Annotated in this window: 21 protein-coding genes and 1 pseudogene; 15 read left to right on the forward strand and 7 right to left on the reverse strand. The window is 39.0% G+C overall.

What is annotated here, in order from left to right; translation table 11 throughout:
- Nucleotides 1-137 precede the first annotated feature (137 nt).
- Entirely contained in the window at nucleotides 138-893 is a 756-nt protein-coding gene (locus OQE68_RS15890) for a hypothetical protein (protein ID WP_180571061.1), read from the reverse strand.
- Nucleotides 894-1,243: 350 nt separating this feature from the next.
- Between OQE68_RS15890 and OQE68_RS15895 the strand changes: the two genes are divergently transcribed.
- The 9 genes from OQE68_RS15895 (at nucleotide 1,244) to OQE68_RS15930 (ending at nucleotide 12,404) form a co-directional block, all read left to right on the forward strand.
- Nucleotides 1,244-3,319, forward strand: a complete 2,076-nt coding sequence (locus tag OQE68_RS15895) for a type VI secretion system Vgr family protein (protein ID WP_180571060.1) — start codon at nucleotides 1,244-1,246, stop codon at nucleotides 3,317-3,319.
- Between the two features lie 46 nt (nucleotides 3,320-3,365).
- Nucleotides 3,366-4,298 carry a DUF4123 domain-containing protein gene (locus tag OQE68_RS15900; RefSeq protein ID WP_180571059.1) on the forward strand — a complete coding sequence of 311 codons (933 nt, stop codon included), beginning with the start codon at nucleotides 3,366-3,368 and terminating at the stop codon, nucleotides 4,296-4,298.
- A 201-nt stretch (nucleotides 4,299-4,499) separates the two neighbouring features.
- Nucleotides 4,500-8,606 carry an RHS repeat-associated core domain-containing protein gene (locus OQE68_RS15905; protein WP_266195694.1) on the forward strand — a complete coding sequence of 1,369 codons (4,107 nt, stop codon included), beginning with the start codon at nucleotides 4,500-4,502 and terminating at the stop codon, nucleotides 8,604-8,606.
- A 2-nt stretch (nucleotides 8,607-8,608) separates the two neighbouring features.
- On the forward strand, nucleotides 8,609-9,202 hold the full coding sequence (locus OQE68_RS15910) for a hypothetical protein (protein ID WP_180571259.1): 594 nt from the start codon (nucleotides 8,609-8,611) through the stop codon (nucleotides 9,200-9,202).
- Nucleotides 9,203-9,564: 362 nt separating this feature from the next.
- Nucleotides 9,565-9,717: an RHS domain-containing protein gene (locus OQE68_RS31145; RefSeq protein WP_491899820.1), complete on the forward strand. Its 153-nt coding sequence runs from the start codon at nucleotides 9,565-9,567 to the stop codon at nucleotides 9,715-9,717.
- Nucleotides 9,718-9,850: 133 nt separating this feature from the next.
- A complete protein-coding gene (locus OQE68_RS15915; RefSeq protein ID WP_180571258.1) occupies nucleotides 9,851-10,534 on the forward strand; it encodes an RHS repeat domain-containing protein in 684 nt (227 codons plus the stop codon).
- Nucleotide 10,535: 1 nt separating this feature from the next.
- Nucleotides 10,536-10,943 (forward strand): VOC family protein, encoded by a 408-nt coding sequence (locus OQE68_RS15920; protein WP_180571257.1) that lies wholly within the window; start codon nucleotides 10,536-10,538, stop codon nucleotides 10,941-10,943.
- Nucleotides 10,944-10,949: 6 nt separating this feature from the next.
- Complete coding sequence (locus OQE68_RS15925; protein WP_219340212.1) at nucleotides 10,950-11,492, forward strand: 2OG-Fe(II) oxygenase; 543 nt, start codon at nucleotides 10,950-10,952, stop codon at nucleotides 11,490-11,492.
- A 150-nt stretch (nucleotides 11,493-11,642) separates the two neighbouring features.
- Nucleotides 11,643-12,404 (forward strand): substrate-binding periplasmic protein, encoded by a 762-nt coding sequence (locus OQE68_RS15930; RefSeq protein ID WP_180571256.1) that lies wholly within the window; start codon nucleotides 11,643-11,645, stop codon nucleotides 12,402-12,404.
- A gap of 138 nt (nucleotides 12,405-12,542) precedes the next feature.
- Here the strand turns inward: OQE68_RS15930 and OQE68_RS15935 are convergent, their stop codons facing one another.
- Nucleotides 12,543-12,899: a hypothetical protein gene (locus OQE68_RS15935; protein ID WP_180571255.1), complete on the reverse strand. Its 357-nt coding sequence runs from the start codon at nucleotides 12,897-12,899 to the stop codon at nucleotides 12,543-12,545.
- A gap of 325 nt (nucleotides 12,900-13,224) precedes the next feature.
- A complete protein-coding gene (locus OQE68_RS15940; protein ID WP_180571254.1) occupies nucleotides 13,225-13,563 on the reverse strand; it encodes a pentapeptide repeat-containing protein in 339 nt (112 codons plus the stop codon).
- A 275-nt stretch (nucleotides 13,564-13,838) separates the two neighbouring features.
- Here OQE68_RS15940 and OQE68_RS15945 point away from each other — a divergent pair, with 275 nt between their 5' ends.
- Both OQE68_RS15945 and OQE68_RS15950 read left to right on the forward strand, forming a co-directional pair.
- A complete protein-coding gene (locus tag OQE68_RS15945; RefSeq protein ID WP_180571253.1) occupies nucleotides 13,839-14,657 on the forward strand; it encodes an alpha/beta fold hydrolase in 819 nt (272 codons plus the stop codon).
- 57 nt (nucleotides 14,658-14,714) lie between these two features.
- Nucleotides 14,715-14,903, forward strand: a complete 189-nt coding sequence (locus OQE68_RS15950) for an NF038104 family lipoprotein (protein WP_180571252.1) — start codon at nucleotides 14,715-14,717, stop codon at nucleotides 14,901-14,903.
- Between the two features lie 130 nt (nucleotides 14,904-15,033).
- Here the strand turns inward: OQE68_RS15950 and OQE68_RS15955 are convergent.
- A pseudogene (locus OQE68_RS15955) lies at nucleotides 15,034-15,225 on the reverse strand (VWA domain-containing protein); the annotation flags it as partial.
- A 302-nt stretch (nucleotides 15,226-15,527) separates the two neighbouring features.
- Here OQE68_RS15955 and OQE68_RS15960 point away from each other — a divergent pair.
- Both OQE68_RS15960 and OQE68_RS15965 read left to right on the forward strand, forming a co-directional pair.
- Nucleotides 15,528-15,938, forward strand: coding sequence for a hypothetical protein (locus OQE68_RS15960; RefSeq protein WP_180571250.1), 411 nt, complete (start codon nucleotides 15,528-15,530; stop codon nucleotides 15,936-15,938).
- A 139-nt stretch (nucleotides 15,939-16,077) separates the two neighbouring features.
- Entirely contained in the window at nucleotides 16,078-16,947 is an 870-nt protein-coding gene (locus tag OQE68_RS15965) for an HDOD domain-containing protein (RefSeq protein ID WP_180571249.1), read from the forward strand.
- 39 nt (nucleotides 16,948-16,986) lie between these two features.
- Here OQE68_RS15965 and OQE68_RS15970 read toward each other — a convergent pair whose 3' ends face one another.
- Together OQE68_RS15970 and OQE68_RS15975 are read right to left on the reverse strand one after the other, a co-directional pair.
- A complete protein-coding gene (locus tag OQE68_RS15970) occupies nucleotides 16,987-17,895 on the reverse strand; it encodes a substrate-binding domain-containing protein (protein WP_180571248.1) in 909 nt (302 codons plus the stop codon).
- 284 nt (nucleotides 17,896-18,179) lie between these two features.
- Nucleotides 18,180-19,115 carry a LysR family transcriptional regulator gene (locus OQE68_RS15975; RefSeq protein ID WP_180571247.1) on the reverse strand — a complete coding sequence of 312 codons (936 nt, stop codon included), beginning with the start codon at nucleotides 19,113-19,115 and terminating at the stop codon, nucleotides 18,180-18,182.
- Nucleotides 19,116-19,611: 496 nt separating this feature from the next.
- Between OQE68_RS15975 and OQE68_RS15980 the strand changes: the two genes are divergently transcribed.
- On the forward strand, nucleotides 19,612-19,821 hold the full coding sequence (locus OQE68_RS15980) for a hypothetical protein (RefSeq protein ID WP_180571246.1): 210 nt from the start codon (nucleotides 19,612-19,614) through the stop codon (nucleotides 19,819-19,821).
- 563 nt (nucleotides 19,822-20,384) lie between these two features.
- Nucleotides 20,385-21,125 (forward strand): hypothetical protein, encoded by a 741-nt coding sequence (locus OQE68_RS15985; RefSeq protein WP_180571245.1) that lies wholly within the window; start codon nucleotides 20,385-20,387, stop codon nucleotides 21,123-21,125.
- Here OQE68_RS15985 and OQE68_RS15990 read toward each other — a convergent pair.
- Nucleotides 21,119-21,823 (reverse strand): endonuclease, encoded by a 705-nt coding sequence (locus OQE68_RS15990; protein WP_255491064.1) that lies wholly within the window; start codon nucleotides 21,821-21,823, stop codon nucleotides 21,119-21,121. The genes OQE68_RS15985 and OQE68_RS15990 overlap by 7 nt on opposite strands.
- Nucleotides 21,824-22,318: the final 495 nt, after the last annotated feature.

The following is a 22,318-nucleotide window of genomic DNA, read 5'->3' on the forward strand; positions in this document are numbered from 1 at the left end:
TGATATAGGGGTAACAAGGTATTCTTCCTCCGCTCTAAAAGGCCTTCCTTGGCCTTTAGAGCTAAAGCTGTTCCCGACAGCAGCTGCAGAATACCCTGTTACCCCATATCTGTTGGCTTCTGTGGATAGCAAAAAGACTAGAAGCAACTGGCTGTTTGGCTGACAGCTCTCATATAATTGCTTGCCAGTTGTTGCTTGTCTCTCGCGGAGGCTTGAATAATCCTTCCTACTAACTGGTCTTGTCTGCCACTGCTAAATAGGCTGGATACATCGCTTGCCGCTGAACTGACATAATCATCTAAATCCCAAACCCCTGCTTTTGATTGATTGCTTAGGCTTAGACTATCTAACAAATTAAGCTGCAGTTGTTGATCGTGATAAACCAAAATTTGTTTTGCACCTGATTCAATCAAACTAAATCGATGGTTGCCACAGTGTTTGGGAAACTGGTAGCTACAGAAGGTTTGTTGAGTACTACCGCGATTAAATTGCAAGGGTTGATTTAGCTGCTGTTTGGTACAGTGTACGGCAACGGTTTTAGAAATTTTGTTAATTGTATAAGAAGATGGCCTGTTACTAAATGGCTGGCGAGTTGCGCTGCTTGGAGGTGGGCGACGGCTGCTAGTCGGTTGGCGGTAATCGGGTGCTGACTGCCCAGGCCTGATGTAATGTACATCACTTTCAGTACGTTGAAGAGGTTGAGTTTCTGGCTGGGAGCTTGTTGGTTGTGGTTGGCTGACAGGAGCAGGCTTTTTGGTTTGGACCACTACATTAGCTGGTTCAGAGGCGCCAACCGGGCGATAGCTTTTAGCGCCGGTACCGCAGCCACTGATAACGATGGATAACAAACCAAAAGCTAAGTAACGAGTTGTTATATTAAAGGCAGTGTTCATCAGTCTTTCCAATACGTATAAAGCTTGATCAGATACAACAGTTTCTCATTGTGTTTTTTTCTAACTTAAGTGTAATGCATAGGGATGGTAGCATAAGGCAAGAATATCTGGCAGGCGAAGTATTTTTACAGGAACTTGTTGAGATTTACTCTGCGAAGCCTGTTGTTACAGCAGTAAAGTGATGATCACAATAAGTTAAATGAGACTACAATAAAATGTAAACAAGCAAAAAGTGATAATCGAAAAGTGACTTGTAAAACTCTATCAGTTAAATGAAAAGGCAGTCGGGCTAACACCCTATGAGTTGGGTTTTTCAGTGAGGTAGTCTCCTTGCTGATAAGGAAAGAGTAATGGCATTAACAGCAAACGAAAGCATTTTTAGTATTCAGGTAGCCAGTTTAAAGGATTGCCGTGTTGTTCAGTTTTCAGGCGAAGAGGATATGTCTGGGCTGTTCAACTTCACTGTTGAAGTAGTCAGTGCAGACAAAAATATTGATGGTGATGAGCTCGTGGGTAAGCCGGGGTTAATGGTAATTCAAGATCCAGACAGCCCTCGTTTTATTCATGGTGAAATTGCCTCGTTTTCACATATGTATTGGGGGCAAAAGCTCACCCATTATCAGTTGGTGCTTGTTCCTAAATTTTGGTTTTTACAGCATCGCATCGGTACACGGATTTTTCAAAATTTGTCTGTGCCTGAAATTATTAAGAAAGTATTGGATGAAGCCAATATAACCGAAGAACACTATCAATTGAAGTTGACAGGCAATTATCAGTCCAGAGTTTACACCCTGCAATATAATGAAAGTGAGTATGATTTTTTATGCCGTTTAATGGAAGAAGAGGGAATCCATTATCACTTTGAACATTCAGAAGATAAACATGTGATGATAATGGGGGATGCTAAGCCCGTTTTTCAAAAAATCCCTTTGGAGGAGCTGGAGTATCATCCTAGATCAGGATTGATGGCAGAAACGGATGTTTCCTTTACTTTTTGGAGTCAAGAAAAAACAGTGCCAGGCAAAGTAGTCACTCGTGACTATAACTTTGAAAAGCCAAAAATGACTTTGGAAGTAGAGCAAGCTGGTGAAAAACTTAGTGAGTTGCAACAGTTTTATTTCCCTGGTAATTATACTGAGCAAGCTGAAGGACAGCGTTATGCAAAAATAAAAACAGAGGCGCATGAAGCGCAGCGTTATTCCGTAGGAGGGGTGAGTAATAGCTGCCGTTTAATACCAGGTTACCTATTTGCTTTAACAAGCTATGAGCGAGAAGAATTCAATAAAGAATATTTGGTTAAAAAGGTCAGCCACACTGGATATCAAACTCAGTCACTTGATAGTGCCAGTGGTGACCAAGGCAGTAGTTATAGTAATGAATATTTTGCAATAGTGGCTGATACGCCGTTTCGCCCAAAAGGAGAGCAGCCTTTAGTTATTCCCATTGATGGTACCCAAACGGCTTTTGTCACTGGCCCTTCCGGTGAAGAAATTTATACCGATGAACATGGCCGAATAAAAGTCCAGTTTCATTGGGATCGAGAAGGTCAGCAAGATGAAAAAACCTCTTGTTGGATTCGAGTCAACCAAGATTGGGCGGGTGGTGAATGGGGGGCTTTTAAGCTACCGAGAATTGGTCATGAAGTGATTATTGATTATATCGATGGTGATCCTAATCGGCCATTGGTGATGGGCTCGGTTTATAATGGTGAAAGCATGCCGCCTTATGATTTGCCTGAGCATAAGACCCGCAGTACGACTAAAACCAATAGCTCGTTGGGGGGTGAAGGCTTTAACGAAATTCGGTTTGAAGATAAAAAAGGCCAAGAGCAGGTTTTCATTCATGCTGAAAAAGACATGGATATTCGGGTGAAAAACGACCGCCGTGATCATGTTGAGGTCGACCGCCATTTAATTGTTGAAAAAGATCGTTTTGAGTACATAAAAGCTGATAGTCATCATCAGGTGAATGTCAGTCAGTTTAATAAAGTGGCACAAAAAGTATCTGAAACCATTGGGCAAAGCCGCCAATTAAAAGTAGGCAATAATTATCTGGAAGAAGCTGGCTCAGAAGTGCACTTTAAAAGTGGTCAAAAAACAGTGCTTGATGCCGCAATGGAATTAACGGTTAAAGCCGGTGGCTCATTTATTAAATTTGATCCTTCAGGGGTTACCCTGAGTGGGCCTACGGTAAGCTTGAATAGTGGTGGTTCGCCAGGAAAAGGTACCAACGCTTCACCAGATGCACCGACAACTGCCGTAGAAGCTGATAAAGATATTAGTGGGCAAAAATTTACCCCAACGCCACCACCTGCACCAGCTGAAAATCAAGGGATTCAGTTTGCGAGTATGGCCCAACAAATTGCTTTGGCTGATGCGATGACTAATGCTAAAGCACTGGTACAAAATTGTAAGTTAAAAGCTTAAGTGCACCTTCAAAAATGCTAGTTGAGCCAGTGCTAAGGATGTTGAAATGACCCCATGTGATGATATTAAAACAGCCATTGAAGTTCAGTTGGATCAAAATGAAAACCTGGCTATTTATATATTGTTTGATCCCGCTGCCAGTGAATCACTACCTGGTGAGTTGTTTTTAAAAGAGGAGCAACCAAACTACCACTTATTGTTTATGGAAACAGAGCTTTCCAAGCTGGTAGATGCCTCGCCTTATTTAGTTAAGGTTTCCCCTGATAGCCCGTTTTTAAAGTGGTGCATTGAACAAGCAGAGGCCGCTAATAATCATTTATTTCCTATAATTTATTTGTCTTCACACTCAATTGAAAACCAGTTAAATCACTGGCGAAGCCTACTTAAAGTGAATACTCCAGAAGGTGAAGCGATGTTATTTCGCTTTGCTGATCCACGTGTTTTATTTGCTTATTTAGGAGCCAGCAAACCAGAGCAACAGCAGCTACTCTTAGGCCCAGTTGAAGCGTTATATATTCAGGCAGAAGCCAATACCTGGCTTAACCTGAATAATGTCGCTGGGGCTGATTTTCAATTAAATCCAGAGCTAACCATGCCTTGGTTAAAACTGACTGATCAGCAAGTCGATGCATTTGAGATTCAGGCACAATTAAATTTATCCTGGCAAATTGTTCAGCATTTAAAAGAACAACACATGGATTTAGTTGAAGAACAAACTGATCATGATCTACAAGAAATGACTTATAAAGGGCTACAAAAAGCTGCTAAATATGGACTAACGGATGAAGTGGACTTAATTAGCTTTGTAGTGATGATGTTTGTCGTGGCTCCGAATTTTGCAGAACAGCCAGCGATTAAGGCCAGGCTTACTGATGAGTCGATTCCTGAAGATGAGCGGTTTGAATATATGGTAGAAAGCACGACAGAAGAGGAGTGGGAGGCGGCAGTGGAGGCATATGATATTGAAGCATGGGATTAAATCTCCTTCGTGAATGACTTTTATGCTTTGTTATCTTCGCAATTCACCCCAGTCACTTATTGTACATAAGCTCCTGGGGCTTCATTGCTTGATGGCCTCGCCTAAATAGCCCTTCACTTTGGAGATTATATATCAATAACTGCATTAAAATATAATATTTTTAAAAGAACAGTTACTTTGTAGATTCGAGCAGTAAAGTAAATGAATGTTAAACTAGCACTTGCCAATGCTGAAAAGGAATTAGCGACATTAGAAAAAGCCAAAGCTTCAGAAATGGCTATTGCTGCTGTGGATGTGGCTGGTTTGATAGACCCAACACCTGCCTCTGATTTGGTGGGGGCGAGTATGAGTTTTGCTCGTGGGGATTTTTTAGGTGGTGCTTTATCGTTGGTATCTGTTATCCCTTATGTGGGAGATGCTATTGCTAAGCCCTTAAAAGCAGGACGTACGGCGAGTAAAGTATTAAAAATTGGCAAGAAAATAGCCAAAATGCGAGCTCGAATTAAACAGTTAAAAAAACTGGAAAAAGTGGCAGAAATTGCTGCGCAAAAAGCCGGTAAAGTGATTGGGCAAATTTCTGATCAAGTAGGTAATGTGGCAGGGCAGGTTGGCAAGGTTGCTAATCAAGCCGAGCAAGCTGTAGGAAAAGCAGCCAGTAAAATGAGCGGTATGGTGGGCGATGCTTTGGGTAAAGTCAAAGGCCAATTCAAAAAGCAGAAAAAAGGCAAATGTGAATCCTGTGACTTTAACGCTAAGCAATCTAAACAACAAAAAGCCGCTGCAGCCAAACAAAAACCCGACGTAAAAACCAATAAAGCCTCGGGTGAAAACGGTAATGGCCAAAAAGTCCCCAGCAATAATAAAACCTGCACCAATGGTTGCCCAATCAGTATGGTGGCAGGTGAAGAGTTGCTTGAACAAACGGATTTTGTCTTAAGTGGGCCATTATCATTTAGTTGGAATCGCACCTACCGCACCAGTAATAATAAAGCGGCCGAATTAGGCACAGGCTGGACCACCCTATTAGGTGAAAAGCTTCAACAAGCAGGTAGCCAACTGTTTTATTTCAATCAGGAAGGCCGTTCAATCCCCTTACCCATACCACCAGCCAATGGTCAAAGTTACAACCAAACGGAAAAACTACAGGTACTTGATTTAGGTAACGATTTAATTTCGATTATCTCTCAGCAAGGCCCAGAAAAAATCTTCCGCTTAACCGGCAGTGCTTCAAACAAGCAGGGTCAATTAGTGGGAATCCGGGATAACTGTGATAATACTATTCAAATTACCCATGGTAATGATGAACAACCCACTAAACTGACCACTAGTTGGGGACAAGCCGCCTGGTTTTATCATGACCCGCAAGGCCGGATTATTGCTATTACCCGAGGGCAGGATAGCGACACCCCACCAGATACCCAACCTGTCGTGCAATATCAGTATGACAGCCATGGTGATTTAGTAGCAGTGTTGGATGCCCTAGGCCATGGGGAAAAATACGCTTATAACAACCACATTATTATTCAGCGTACTTTAAAAAGCGGCTTTAGTTTTTATTTTGAGTGGGATCAATACACCCCTCAAGGTAAATGTGTTCGCAACTGGGGTGATAATGGCATTTATGATTATCAATTCGCCTGGTTTCCAGAAGAAAATCGCAGCACGGCCACCGACAGTCGTGGTGCCATTACCCAATATAGCTATAACGACAATGGCCAGATCATCAGTGAAACTGACCCGCTAGGCGGCGTGACTGAACACCAATATGATGATGCCGGTAATGTCGTCAGCACCGTTGATCCAGCTGATAATACCACCCTTTACGAATACAACCTGGATGGCTTGCTGATTAAAGTCACTGACCCAGAAGGTAACATCCACGCGATTGAATATGACGATGAAGGTCGGCCAACCACATTAACAGACCCATTAGGCAACCATTGGAGCCGTCAATACGACGAGCGAGGGCTATTAGTCAAAACCCTTGATCCAGAAGCCAACCAAACTCAAATTGATTACAACGCCCTTGGCCTGCCTGTGCAAATCACCGATGCCATGGGTAATGCACGGCAGTTACAGTGGAATGAACAAGCACAATTAGTCAGCCAAACCGATGCCGAAGGCCAAATCACCCAATACCGTTATGATCAGCTTGGGCAGGTAGTCGCCAGCCAAGACAGCCAGGGAGCCCAAACTTACTATCAATATGATGCTCTTGGTCAGCCAATTGCTGCACAATTACCCAATGGCAAACAGATTAAACTGGCGTATAACCCCGCAGGACAGCTTACCGCTTTTACTGATGAAGTGGGGCGTACCACAAAGTATGAATATGAAGGGCTAGCACAGGTTAAAAAACGCATTGACCCTGCTGGCCAAGTGTTTGAGTATTTTTATGATACCGAGCGTAACCTAACTGGCCTCAAAAACGAAAATGGTGAAACCTATCAACTGATTTATGATTTAAATGAAAATCTAATTCAAGAAGTGGGTTTTGATGGCCGTGAGCAACATTATGAATACAACAAATCTGGTCAGCTAATAAAACATATCGACGGACCAAGACTTCCAACCAGCGAACCTAAAACAGCGGACGCAACAGAAACAACAAGCACAACAGAAAGCCCCGATCAGCCTAGTATCCCCATCACCGAATTTAAACGCAATAAACTGGGACTACTGCTTGAAAAACAAACCAGTGATGGTGAAGTTAGCACATTTCAATACGATGCTGCCGGGCGCTTGACTGAAGCCAATAATAATCATCGTAAACTCAGCTTTACCTATAATGCCCTTGGCTTACTCACCGAAGAAAGCCAAGATAGTCAAACTATCAGCCACGGTTACGACCCATTGGGTAACCGCACTAGCACTACTCTGCCCGATGGGCAAAGCATCAATTACCGCTATACGCCAGATGGTTTATTTACGGATGTCGCCTTAAACGGCCAGCTGATCACCCAGGTAAGGCGTGATAACCAAGGCCGAGAAGTCAATCGTATTCAAGGGGTAGTCGAAAGCCAGTTTGAATACGACATTATGGGAAGACTCACCCGCCATCGAGTCGGTAGCCGAGAAACACGGCAGTTAATCATCCAACGGGAATACGGATACGACAATGCGGGTAACCTAGCCTTAATCAAAGACTTAAAAAAAGGCGAAACTCAGTTTCAATACGATGCTTTAGATCGGTTAACTGTCGTCAATGGCATGATAAAAGAAAGCTTTGCCCACGACCCAGCAGGTACTATTTTAGCGCAAACCGATCAGCCAAACGGCCATTCCCAAGGTAACCGCCTATTATTTCAAGGAGATCGCCATTTTGCCTACGACAGTCGTGGTAATTTAACCGCCGAAAAACGGGGCAAGCATGGCAAACTGGTCACCCGCTATACCTATAATCACGCAAACCAACTGATTAAAGTTGAAAACGCCAGCCAAACTACTGAGTTTACATACGATGCACTCGGACGAAGAATCAGTAAAAAAAACAGCTTTGGTGAAACCCAATTCCTCTGGAATGGCGATGTTCTGCTCTCAGAAACAAGAGAGAACATCCATAAAACCTACCTATATGAACCAGAGTCTTTTCGACCACTTGCGTTAGTACAAGATAATCAGGTTTATTTCTATCACCTGGATCAATTAGGCACACCCCAGGAAATCAGCGACGCCAGAGGTAGCATCGTTTGGTCCGTTCAATATCGGGCTTATGGCAGTGTTGTTAGAAAACAAGTTGAGCATATTCAAAACAACCTACGGTTTCAGGGCCAATATTTTGATGAAGAAACTGGCCTACACTACAACCGACACCGGTATTATGATCCAGGGTTAGGGCGGTTTATTAATCAGGATCCGATAGGGTTGGATGGCGGGGATAACTTATATCAATATACTCCTAGCCCCATTGCTTGGACTGATCCTTTAGGGTTAAGTGGCAAGCCATCACTGCCTAGTCGAGTGCTATTAGAAAATGACAAACTAAGAGTTGTACATAATTATCATGATATAGTACGAGAGCATGCAGACCCTATTCACTTTCATGTTGAGGATACAAAAGGAAAAACAGTTGCGAAAATTAAAGCTAATGGAGAAATTCTAGAATCGAATAAAGGGTTGAGTAAATCGTTGAACAAGTCACTTGGTGAGCTTCTTGAGCCTACTAAAGCAGGTAATACCGCTATTAATAAGTTGAGAAATGCAGAAAAAAGAATTGCGAAATTTATTCGGTTTAATGGCGGTAAAGTAGGTGGTCGACCATTTAAAGCTGGAAAGAGAGGGCTTCCAAGTTATATGAGAGATTGTTAATTGTGGATTATATTTATTTTAATAGTTTAAGTGTAGACGAACAGTTTGTAGAGATATCTGAGAGACCGGATTTTTTGGCTTTAGTTATTCCAAATAGCCAAAGAACTGCTCAGTTGCTTGATAGAGCATATATGAACTACATTGAACATAATGCTGAGCATATCCAGCATAAGAGAGCAAGTACGTTTGTTAACAAGCTGGTATCATTAATTTTAAATATTGATCAGTTAGAAGCAATTATTAATGAGATAACCCCAAAAAAGAAAAGGTCGCTTGTTCTTGAACTACTGTTATCTAGCGATTATTTTAGTTCATATTTATTGGTTGAATTGGCTGCTAATGTTGAGTTTATTAAAAAAATTCCAGATTATGGACGTTGGTGTGAAATTTTAGTACTAAGAAGAGCAAGTATCTTATTGCAGGATTCACCCTTAAGAAAGTTTAAAATATCTGAGCTGTTTCCGTTAGGTGAGACAGTTGAATACAGCGTTTTTAGGTCTGTCTTGGGTTCAGCCTATGATGAAGATAGGCTGACTTCTGATTCAATAAACCAACTAAAAGAGCTTTTTCCAAATGACAAGTACTTTGATTTTTAGCTCGACCTGCTTTGGTGTAACGTATAGAGAAATGCTAGGTTTAGGTCTTTCATTGCTACTCACCTTATAGCAAGCTGTTTAAAGTAATGTGGCACCTTAAAAGGGTTATTATACTACAGTGAGCAATATGTGTTGAAAATAGCTGACTTACACAGCAAGACCTAACGTTCAAGTTTTTAATGTTCTTTAACAATTTGGTCTATTGAATCAGTTTATTGACTGCTAGATTTTTAGCTGCTTATAACAATGAGGCTCTAAACGGCCAATTCCTCTGGAATGGCGATGTCCTGCTTTCAGAAACAAGACAGAACATTCATAAGACCTACTTATATGAGCTGGAATCTTTTCGACCACTCGCGTTAGTGCAGGATAATCAGGTTTATTTTTATCACCTGGATCATTTAGGTACTCCACAAGGAATCAGTGATGCTAGCCCGAATATTTCATCAAACCACAGAAAAACCCCATGTAGCTCAGTGATACCAAAGCCTTTAGCATTTTTATTATTGGTATAATTTATACTCAAGTCTGTTTATCAAATTTCTGAACTTTCTGGCGTTATATTTTGCTCCATTTCCCTCAAGCCTTGGAACCACCAAGGCTTCTCGGAAATTGAAGCAAACTATTTAGCCAGAATGCCCAGAATCTTTGATATCTGATGAAATATTCGGGCTAGGCAACATCGTCTGGTCCGTTCAATATCGCGCTTATGGTAATGTAGCGAGAAAACAAGTTGAGCATATCCAAAATAACCTACGGTTTCAGGGCCAATATTTTGATGAAGAAACCGGACTACACTACAACCGACACCGGTATTATGATCCAGGGTTAGGGCGGTTTATTAATCAGGATCCAATTGGGTTGTTAGGTGGTAATAATTTATATAGCTACGTTCAAAATCCTGTACATTGGATTGATCCTTTAGGGCTTGCAAGTTACGTACTCATAGGAGAGGGGCAAGCAGCAGTAGAAGCATATGCAAAAAATATGAGGAAACTCAGACCAAATGAAGAGTTTAGAACAATTAAGAAAGACTGGACATCTCTTATGGAAAAGTCTGGGGCGGTAATGGAAAGGTTTGGCTCAAAAAATTGGGAAATAATTGCAAATGAAGCAAATGCTCAGTGGATAAGAGATAGACATAAAGAAGGTTATGTATTTATTGATATAGGTGAATATGCTGCAAAACATAGAAGCTCATTTTATAAAACTGAGTTAAGAACTCTAGAAGAGTTGGATGCTAAGGTTTATAAGGGGGCATCTAAACAAATTAAAAAGGCGAGAGCTGAAGCCCCTGTAAGCCAAAGACCAATATCAAAATTAGATTGCTAATATGCCAAAGATATTTATATTTATTCCTGTGGATGATGCCGAAATTGCGAAAGTTTTTTTTGTTGAAACTTTGGGTTTTAAGCAAGAAAGAGACTTTTTTGTACCTAAATGTGTAGAAAGTGATGAAATTGGGATACGTCTACAAATGGATAGAGAAATAAGGGAAAAGAATAGAAGTCAAAGACGAATTGCCATATTTACATACTTTTTAGAAAAAAAATTTTTGTCATATTGTAAAAAAATAAGAGACCAGGGAGTAAAGTTTACATTAATGTGCTCTCATCCAGGTGGATATGCTGCCTGTATTCTTGATCCTTTCGGAAATGAAATACAGATAGAATCTGAAAGCTTTGATGATAAAGATCTAAGTATAGATCCAAATGATTGGCCTATATACAAGAGATATTAGTTTTATATGTTTATTAAGCATATTAATGAAGGAATCTGGACAATCGATGATTTTATATCAGGTGATCAATGTGTCCAGCTAATTGAACAAGCCGAAAATATTGGTTTTGACGAAGCCACTTTGCGAACCCACAATGGCTATAAATCCATGCCGTTTGTTCGGAATAACGAAAGGGTTTTTCTTAACGATCCTGAATTAGCTCAACAGTTCTGGCACATACTAGAGCAAGTTGAGCTTCCTGTATTGAATGGTTGTACTGCGCAATGCTTATCTCGTCAGTTTCGCTTTTACAAGTATACGCCAGGGCAGCGTTTCAAAATGCACAAAGATGGTCGTTTAAAGGAAGATGGCTTAGAAAGCCGGCTAAGTTTTCTAATCTATTTGAATGATGGCTATCAAGGAGGTGATACTCTCTTTCGTGGTTTTAGTGTTAAGCCGGAAGCAGGGAAGGTGCTGATGTTTGTCCACGAAACCTGGCATGAAGGAGAAAAATTAACGGAAGGTACGAAATATGTGCTAAGAACGGATGTGATGTATATGTCTGGATAAAGACATAGTATTTAATTGAATAGTTAAGCTATATGTTTTCCCCTTTGGCTTTTGATATAAATGATGAGTTTTAAACTGCTATCCTTGTTGGATCTGCTACAATTAAAAGTTAGTCTATTTTAATGATTCAGTTTTAAGTAGTTAAAACGTATGCTTGTCAAAGAGAAGTTCATCTTTTTTGGTCTTATTGGAGCGGTTCATTTTAATGTTGCACTAGGGATTGAACTAAAAACAGCATTTCAATCAAAAGCGCCTCCGAGATACTTTATAGAAGATGATAATGCAAAAGGCATTTGTGTTGATATTATAGCTGATCTGAATAAAAGACTTGAAAAGAATAATATAAAAATAGTATCAATCAATATAGATATGCCAATATCACGACTAAAGGAGTATTTGAAAAGTGGAGCGTTGGATGTGTTTTTGTGTCTTTCCAAAAATAAGGATAGGGAGAAAATCTACCAATATTCAACTCCTCTGTATAAGATGCAATATACATTTGCAAAACTAACTACAAATTCGTTTGAGTTTAATGGTGAAAACTCACTCAAAGGGTTCGCTTTTGGCGTATTACAAGGCACTAACTCTGCAAAGCGATTGGGAATGGTTAAAGGAGTAACTATTTTTGCATTGCACTCGATTGATCAAGGGTACAAGATGTTATTACATAAAAGGATTGAAGCAATGTTTTACCATAATCTTGGGTTGGGATGGAATATAAAAAAGAATAATGAATTTAAAGGTAAAATTATATTGGTTGATAATCCATTTATTACAAAAGAACAATATATGGTCTTTTCACAGAAGGTTTCGAAAGAGGTGATTACTAAAGTAGAGAAAGCCTTGAGTACAATGTATATAGATGGGGCAGTATCAGTAATAATGGAAAACTATGGTGTAGCAAAATATTAATGATAGCATTGTTGGCTTAATATTTGTAACTATCTATGTGGTAAAAAAAATAAATGATAGTGTATTAATAAAGAAGGTATTTAGGGCCTGTTCGCCGGAGCAAAACTAGCCCTAAAAAATCACTATTATGAATGTGGTTTATTTTTCCCAGCTTACACTACAGGAATACTTATAGCTTGATGCATCGGCTGGTGGATTTGGAATGTATTTTCCTGTTAGGTGAATGGTGGCTAATTTTTCAGTAGAAAAACCTAGTCTATAAAATACATCAAAATTATAACCATAATTATTGTTCTGGTTATACCACTTAGCACTAGAGCCAATCCAAGAATTGCCTTCTTTTAGTTTAACTTTTAATAATGCTTCAACACAGTGTTCAGATAATCCTGCTAGGGCATCGTTGGCTTCTTCGCCCAGCTCATAATACGTTGAAGCAAATACACTTGTACTACTTAATAATGCTGTGAAAACAGCTGCTTTGGATAAAGTGTTCACTTAATTTAGTCCTATAATTTAAGTTCCCTGGAGCCTGTATCATTAGCTAATAGTTATATTGTTTGATACTCATGTGCGACTGTGTAAGATATCAAAACGACACTTAATTCCACAATAAAACCAGTTGATTTTTAAAAATACAAGAGCTGTGAATGAAGTGTGGACGATTATACGGTTATGCTATTAGATCAGGTATTAGACTAGTATTGTTTTGGTTGTAGATTACGCTAAAGATAATCAACGTAAGTTAATTACCAGGCTTTTTAAGAGAGTTTTATAAAAAAGTCTGTATTTTGTATATGAACATAAGCCTATAGTGGATATTTTAACGATACCTTACACGAGTGCCTTTATCGACAGATAGGCGAATTTCTTCAGGGCTTACTTGTTTGGGAAAGTAAACGCCTGATATTTTTGCATCAGCAAAACTGGCACCCTCTATATTGGCATTGGAAAGATCAACCCCTCTTAGATCTGCAGCACGAAAGTAAGCGCCTGAAAAGTTGAGACCATCAGCATTTATACCTCTCAAGTCAAGCCCTCGAAAGTGTCCACCTGAGAAGTCACATGTTTCACCAGCAGCTCGCTTTTTATTAAACTCCTTAATCTTTTCATCCTGTAGAAGTTCATACAAAGGATGTTGTATTGGTTTGGGCTGTAACATTCTCGTAGTCCATGTTGTTTCTCTTGCTTACTAGAAGCTTAGAATAGTTGTGTCACCTCGGCTAGTGTGCATGTATGTTTTATGAGCCTCTGAAACTCATTCAAGCCAAGCTTGATGTCAGCTGAGAGTGATTAGCCATGCTCAATTTAGCATTCAGGAAAAAGTTAACAGCTAAAACTAAGCCAGTAGCAGGACCCTTTAGGTTATAATCGGCAAATTACGTACTGTAGCATAGTTTAGCTTGCATATATTTATCAGTGCTTTGAGGGGGTAATATGCTCAATGAAAAATGGCTAGAGATTGAGGGTGACAAGCTTTATTGCTTATTCTCAACTTATGTAGACTCGCAAGATACCTTAGTGTTCATACATGGGTTGGGTGAGTCTCACTTATGCTTCTCTGATGCTATTGATTGGTTGCCTAACTACAATTTAGTTTTGTTTGATATGTGTGGTTATGGTTATTCTCCAGCCTCACATATTTCTCATAGTACAGAGACTCAAGCAAAGCGTATTTTAAAGGCACTTAAGCTGTTGGGTATTGATAAATGTTTTTTGTTGGGGCACTCATGGGGGGGAGATACTTCAACTTTGGTATGCCAGCTGGATAGAAATGGCATTATTCAAGGCTTTATCAATGCTGAAGGTGGGCTGCATGAAGAAAATGTTGTCTTATCTAAAATAATATCTGAGCAATATTCTTGTTTAAATGAACAGGAATTTGATTACTGGGTTAAAGGAAATGGTTTTGCAAAGCAGTTCTCACTTTCTTGGCGTCATGGTGCTGGAATAAAATACCTTTCTTCTGTCAGGCGCTGTGAATCTATTGTTTTGGGGGAAACCGCAAGTGAAATTTATTCTCAGCATGCAACTCAAGATAGTCGCGGTGTTGTCAGTTGGGGAAGAGTTTATGAGGAGCTTTCAATTCCCAAAATTTACTTCTGGGGTTCCAAAAGCCTTGAGGGTTGTGAGCGGGCTCTTAAGTTCATCAAAACGCTAGATAATGTTCGATTTGAAGGGGCTAATCATTGGGTGCAAAACGAACCATCCAGGTTTTATGCTGAAGTTGAAAAATTTATATCAAATGCAAAGTAGGCGAAAGCTAAAAAAGCCATTATACTGCAATCTTATTATACTAGGGTTGACATTTTGATGATATCTAAAAAATCAGTTACCAATATACTGGCTTTAGCTTTAGTCACTACTCTATTGAATGGCTGTGTGAGTACAATTATAGGTACTGCTGTTGATGCCACTATTGAAGTTGCTAAGGTTCCATTCAAAGTAGGTGGTGCTGTAATTGATGTAGTGAGTGATGATGAAGACGAAGATGATGATTAACTTGAGCTATGGATTGTCCAAGGCATGTCAAGAAATTGCTCAAGCTGTTTATCTAAATGTTTAGAACCATTGATTAGAGGTGTTCTTTGGAGCATTATTCAGATCAAGAGGCTGTTGTCAGCCTCTTAGGTTAATTGAGAATACCTATTCTTTTGGCCTCGCGTAACCAACCAGGAAATTCATTTAATAAGCGTTCATATAGTTCTTGATTTTGAACTTTCTTGAAGTCGTCAATAGAAAAGAAATCAGCATTGCCAATAGTACGACCAGTTAAGTCATCCAGCCTTTCTAGTACTCCATCGTTGTAGCCACCCAATCCAACGAATTGCCAAAATCCAAGTCTTCAATAACTTCAGCAATGATCGAAGAGAAAAACCCTTTTTTTGCTTTTATGGGTAGTTGAAAAAAACTAACTAATAGATGCTACTGGTTTTTCGATTGTTAAGCATAGGTTGTCTAATACAGCTTCTTCATTGTATGCACAAAGGTAGTAGGGAGAGATAATTAGTACTTTTGTACTTATTGATTACAACTATTCACACATTTATACACAATTACTGATTTATAGTTCTTCATTTAGTTCTATGCTGTTTAATCTTTTTTAAAGATTAAAGGGAATGACACATGGACATATTTAAAAAAAGCTATCTTGGATTGGTGTTTGCTACTGCTTGTTTGATTTATTCAACAGCGAATGCAGCATGGACGAAAGTTTATTGTGCAAAGGAAGATGGCAGTGACTGGTATTGGTTGAAAGATGGGAATGATAACCAAGTAACGATTTCTGGATATTGGGGCCGTTATCCCTTGGCAAACTTTAAGTATGCTCAATATTTCAGTGTGTACAAGTGGGAGTATAAAGAAATCCAAAGCCAATGTAAGAACGATTATGTCGCACAACCTGCTGCAAATGATAAAAGTGGTTGGTATATCTTTCAGGTGTATAGCCCATATGGTGAGACTTACTATGCACCTGGAAAATACGATATTTATGACCTGACAGCCCGAGAGATATGTAATTACGGATTTTGCTAGACTTTTAATGCTAAAAGTAATTTAAATGTTTTTTTTACTTCTTTCTGATCTTTTTTAGTCAATTTAATCTGGCTGTAGGATGATACTTTTTATTCTATGCTTTAACCAAAGCTAAAGCAGTAATAAGGGGTAGAAAACTATGGCCACTGCGCTGGAATTTGCACAGAAAGCAGGTGAACTATTTACATTACCTGATATTGTGATTCGTCTTCAGGACTTGATTGAGAGCGACAGTGCTACTGTAGATGATATTTCTGAAGTAGTCATGTTAGATCCTGCGCTTACGGCTAAAATTTTAAAATTGGCGAATAGCCCGTTATATAATTTTTCTGCTCAAATTGACACAGTTTCTCGGGCTATTTCCGTTATTGGAATGGCAGAGTTATTCAACCTAGCTTTAGCTACCTCAGCGGTATCCTCGGTTTCAGAGAATGTAAAAGACGTTGATATAGATTACTTCTGGCAAGTAGGGGTTCATTGTGGCTTGATAGGTAGAGAACTTGCCTCTGCCTGTAAAGTTAGAAAAAAAGAGAAATTGTTTGTTGCTGGACTACTGCATGATATAGGGCAATTAGTAGCTTTAGAGAATAATGCTGAACTTACCCAACAGGTATTGATGGATACTAGTGGTGAAATGCCATGGAAAAAGCAGCAAGAAGTGTTTGGCTTTAGTTGGGCTGAATGCGGAGCGGAGCTTCTTAAATTATGGAAGCTTCCAGCAGACTTGTGGATACCAGTTGCTGAGCAGCATGCATTAGCTGCAACTGGTAATAAAGAGCAGGATTTATTTGCTGCAATTATTCATATTGCTAGTAGAGCAGCTAATCAAACGTTGATGACAACATTACCAGCAGAAAAACATTTGGATTATACGGCAACTATCGCTGAAATAGCTTGGCAAACGACAGGTTTGCAAGAAGAGCAGTTAGCCGAGGCTGTAGGGTTTGCTCAAATGGAAGCGATCAATGTGATTAGTATTATCTGCCCATCCAGTGCAGCAGTCATCTAGATGTGCCTTTTTTTGAATACATAACTAACAGAGTATAGTTTATTTGGCTATATAGCCATGGGTTGTTATGTGTTCTTTACCCTCGGGTGATGACATATATTGAAGGTACTGTGTTACATGCGGATTTGTTTTGTTTTGATCAATAACTAGTGACAGCGACCTTTTTATAGGGTATTCACCTAAGGTTACGGAGGCTACTGTTGGCTTAATATCATCAATATTTAAAATCTTTATTTGAGTATACAGAGGGTCTGTTTTTAAGGTTTCTAATGTACCTAATGATTCATAAGCGATTGAGTTTTTAAGCCTTGCTACCAATGTCATCGCTTGTTTGGCTGTATCTACTTGTGAGGCACCTAGTGAGCTGAATTGACTAGCATCGGCTGACTTAAAGTACATTTTTCGCCCTTGGATATTAGGTTTACTTAATCCAAATAAGCTTAAAAAAGCACTAAGTGACCCATGACCTTCTTTTTTGGAAATAAGTTGAATGTGTTGGTTTTTTAGTAAGTTAAAATTTAGCTCTTTATCCAACTGTTCCCAGTTATTGTATCTCCCAGAGTAAAGCTCATTTACTTGTTGTCTCGTTAAGTTTGATATTGGATTTTTGCTGTTAACGATTAAGACAATGGCATCTTCTGCAAGTGTAATTGTCTTAAGTTGAGGCCATTGCTGTTGCTCTGATTGCCTTAAAGGACGTGAAGCCATGCCTATATTGGCTTCTCCTTTAGCAACGGCCTCAATACCTGCACTTGACCCTTTTGCGCGGATAATTATTGAAATCCCTGTTTGGCTTTGAAATTGACTTTCACTGGCTTTGACTATGGGTGCTACTGTGGTTGAGCCAGTAATGGTAATAATCTCTTTTGCATAGGCAAAATTGACAAAGATGCATAGCAGATATACCAGCAAGACTTGGATAAGTTTGTTTGGCGCTTTCATCGACATGGTATAACTGCAAAATTTAAAGCATATACAACTAGTGTAATTGAAGTTTTATACTTTGTTCGAATTATAATCCAAAAGGCTTATTTTAGCTCTTAGTAAATAGAGACCTTAAAGTAGGTATTGAAAAGGTGCTTGGTTATCATCGCTACCATTTAACTGTTATCACCCCAGTCACTTCGTGTCTTAGCTTCTGGGGGCAAGTCTGCTTCTACACAGTTTTATTTTTACATCTAAAAATGAGTCATGATAAGTATAGAGTGGTGTATAAAAATTCAGGATAAGAATTAAGCCACCAAGCTTTTAATAAATTCTGGAGTCTCAAAAGTAACATCTCTAATTAGGTTGCGAAACCAGATATGATCTGGATCTTTGTCCATTCGTGGATGCCACATAAGCCCATAATCCAGAAGGGTTTTTACTGGACAATTAATCATACAAAGATTTTGATTATCACTGATTAACCTGCATAGTGGAGTGGGTAAAGTAAGCACTAAATCACTTTGTTCTACCACTTCAGTTACAGAAATAACCAGCGGCATCTCTAACACAATATTGCGTTGTAAGCCTCTTTCTGCCAGGGCTTTATCAATGATGCGCCAATAATTAGCATTGCCAGTATTAGCAATATGTCGGTAGCTTAGGTAGTCTTCCAGTTGCATTTGCCCTTCAGTAGCAGGGTGCTCTTTTCTAACAATGCAGCTTAAGTCGGTGGTACCGAGTTTTTCACAGATCAGGCCGTTGGTTTCCTCCTCAAATACACATAAAGCTAAGTCAACTTTACCTTGTACCAGGCTCTCGGGGTTATATTCGTGCCAAGGGCTAAGGGAAATCAAGGCATCGGGTGCTTCTTCGATAAAGCGTGGCATCAGTTTAGGAAACACATATCGTACACTTACGTCACTGGCAGCAAGAGTAAATCGTTGCTTAGCAAGAGAGCTGCCACGTAGGCCTGCCGAAAATACATCTTGGGCATTTTGTACAATAAAAGCTACTTTATCTCTTATGACAATAGATAATGGTGTTAACTTAAGGGTGTTGTCTTCTCGATAAAGTAAATGATCATGCATTATACGACGCAATTGAGATAAAGATTTACTCACATTCGATTGTGTCATATTTAGTCGATGCGCAGCACGAGTTACATTGCGTTCTTCATATAAGGCGTGTAGGCAAACCAATAAATTTAAATTTATTTCGTGTAGTGGTTTCATGCTAAACATTGCAAAACCTGATAGTGAAGAGGTGATAGTTGACTGACCCGAGCAGTGGTAAGATTCAAAAGCTGTTCATCCTATCTACCCTAAGCTTTGCTTTAATGACCTTATATTTTTTTGGGTAAATGACTGATGTTAGGTAAATGAATAGTTAGTCCGTTCATGTTGGTAATTACCTTATTGTAAATTCCATTTAGTTATAAATACTTTATGTTTTTATTCGGAATATAAGAATAAATAAGTATCTTAAGCGTAATGTAACGTTGTGTAAAGCTTCAATGTTCGTAAGTTAAGTGGTTCACTAATGGTGTGCTGAGTAAAAACAGGATCATGAAGATTCAATAGCATTATTTTTTCCCATTAGTTGAAGTAATAATAAATATGATCTATAGGAATACTATGCGGAAGCTACATCATTCTGTCATGGAGATCATGATATTTACTAAAATATTGATTATTTGATCATTAAAAGTATTAAGCAAGTTTAGCTAGGAGTTTGTAAATGAAAGTGAATGCTTCGGTCAGCGAAAAAGCAAAACAAAGAGTTGAGATCGAAAAGCAAATTGAAGACTTTTTAGACCAAGGGGGAGAAATTACAGAAGTTCCAGTACCTAGTTATGAAGAGATTCTCGATGCGATTCGTAATCGTTATCAAAATGCGTGGGGGCGAGACCAGTTAACTAACTACGACAAGAACAGTAACAGTTCGTAATGGATAACCTTTGTTTTGGCTATTGATCTGATGATAAAAAATTACAAGACATGAATACCTCAAGCATTTGTGTTGATAGTCTGTGCTGTAAGCCTTATGGAAGAGGCTTAATTGAGCATCTGTTTGAAAATACTGTTGCCTTCCTCAATTTTTCTATTCAGTTAAAAAAAACGGCTTGACCTATCTTGCAAGTATAATTATGACAATCTGTTTACTTAATTAAGTTGTTTTTTTTAGCGATAGCTTCCACATTAATTCTCCGTATTGTCTGAGATAATTATCACAGGCTTCCTGAATGGTGCCTAGGAAAAAATAATGGGTAAGTGCGCAATAACTATTAGCTCTCTGGTAGCTAATATAACCGCGCAAACAGCCAATATAGCTGGGTAAATAGTTGGTATAAGTCACACAGCAGTTTGTGTAAAAAGCAACTGATACCCACAACAGGTAGCACCAAAAGCAAAAATATAGGACATCTCTTGAATATTAGGGGGCCTGTACCTGATTTGCTTTATAGATTTAGCCCAATCAACAACCCTAAAGTGTAGAGCATTTAGTTTGTGATGAAAAAGTGGTATCGCTCATCATTAATATTGTTGGCTATTTTATTAAGTACTGGCTGTGTCTCCCCTGATGACCAACCTGCTGTAGCTAACCCAGAAAGAGCAGAGAAAATTTTATTAAAATGTGAAGCCAAGGCGCAAGCCGGTTATGAGGCACTAGGTCCTTCGGCAGCTGAAGCAGTATGGCAAACTAAGGCATGTAATACTGCAAAGTATGTAGTAGAGCAGTACTGGCAGCAACAAAGGGACACCCAGTTAAGCCGTAACCGGTTCCAGCAAGATGATGTATTTGCCGCCATGCACTGGAAGGAGTTTTTTTATAAACGTCAACAATGTGGTTATCAACAGCAAGCCAGTAGTTGGTTTTGCTCATCTTATTCTCAATGGCAAGAAAAAATGCAACAGGCTTATCAGAAAGATTTACAAGCCAGTGATTTTGACTCGCTAATTAACCGTGTTGAAAAGTTTTGCTCATCTAAAAGCTACAATGAAATTAGTTGTGCTATCTGGCGTGCAGCACTTACTGACAAAAAACAGCTTGCTTATAACAACTATCTATCGAACCAACAGCAGTTGGAAACTGACTTTTATGCTTGTCAGTCTCGTTTTAGCCAGCTAAGACAAGTAGCTACCAAGAACAACAATAAACAGAAGCTACTGAACTTTCAGTTTTATTCATTACCATGCAGTTTAGTATTGCAGGCAGCATCACGCACTCAACTGGCGTATACATTTTACTGAGCTAGATCAACAGGCGTTAGCCCTGACTGATAGTTTGAAATCAGGGCTGCCTTTTTCCTTTCCCATCTGGTGATGGGGTCTCGTTTTGCCCATTTGGTAAATGTTTCGTGCTCTTGTTTTGATAATGTAAGGCTGTACTTCTTGGCCATATATAAATATACCCTGGCGATATTGCCTCGAATACTCGGTTTGGGCTCAACCCTATCATGCTTAAAGTCAATTTCTATATCACACTGGCCATAATGTCGGTATTCACCTCTTACCATCGCAAAGGCAAAGTTTGAGCGGTCCCCATTAATTTCTCCAATTGCAGGCTCAAGGTTATGTAAATCAGCCTCCATCTGCCGAAACGCTTTACTATGTTTTTGGCAGTATTTTCGTCCTCCTTGTTTCCAACAGTCTAATTTACGACCAAAATAAGATGCAGGCATAATATGTTCCCATTCTATTCGATTAGCGCGTTCTTGGTTTTGTCTTGTTTGATAACCGCAACTATGATGATTTAGAACTAATTTGTTGTCTTGGTAGTAAAATTTGCAACCGCAATAGAAGGTGGTCGTTTTATTTTTATAAATCTCTTTTAGAATCCTTTTAGCTTGATAAAAATTAGTAGGGCTTTTATTAAAAGTAAGTTGGTTAGCTTGATTTTGGGATACAGCTGTATTGCAATAAGCTAATATAAAAATGCAGGCAAGCATCTGTTGTTTAATCACAGAGGAGGCTCCGAATAATACTCTACAGGTATGGTATTTTGTTTTTTTAAATTCTAGTATAAACGAGAGAGTATGACGATATTCTTCTTATGAAGCTACTTAGCAATGGTCATGATATTGTAGAGAGGGGCTAAAGTATTTTTAATCAAATTTATAAATAGCCTGGTATTCTTCAGTTTTTATGAAGTTAACTAATGCTATTATTAATAGTATTAACATCTTGGTGTGTGACAGATTTTTTACTGAATATAAAGTAAACAGGCCTGCTAGAAACAATACAAGGGTGTATTTTTCTAGCTCTTTTAATGAACGCTGCCAATTAACAATAATAATTTTGTATTGGCAATTAGCTTTTCCAAATATTGCTTTTTTAAAGAGAGCTATCGAGCCCAACGAGCATATTCTGGGTATTTAAATACCCGTAAGGTTGATAATAGTCCCATGCGATATTAAAAACGACTTTTTTGCAGGCTGCAAAGC

This window comes from Spartinivicinus marinus (assembly GCF_026309355.1).
GTDB classification, from domain to species: Bacteria; Pseudomonadota; Gammaproteobacteria; order Pseudomonadales; family Zooshikellaceae; genus Spartinivicinus; species Spartinivicinus marinus.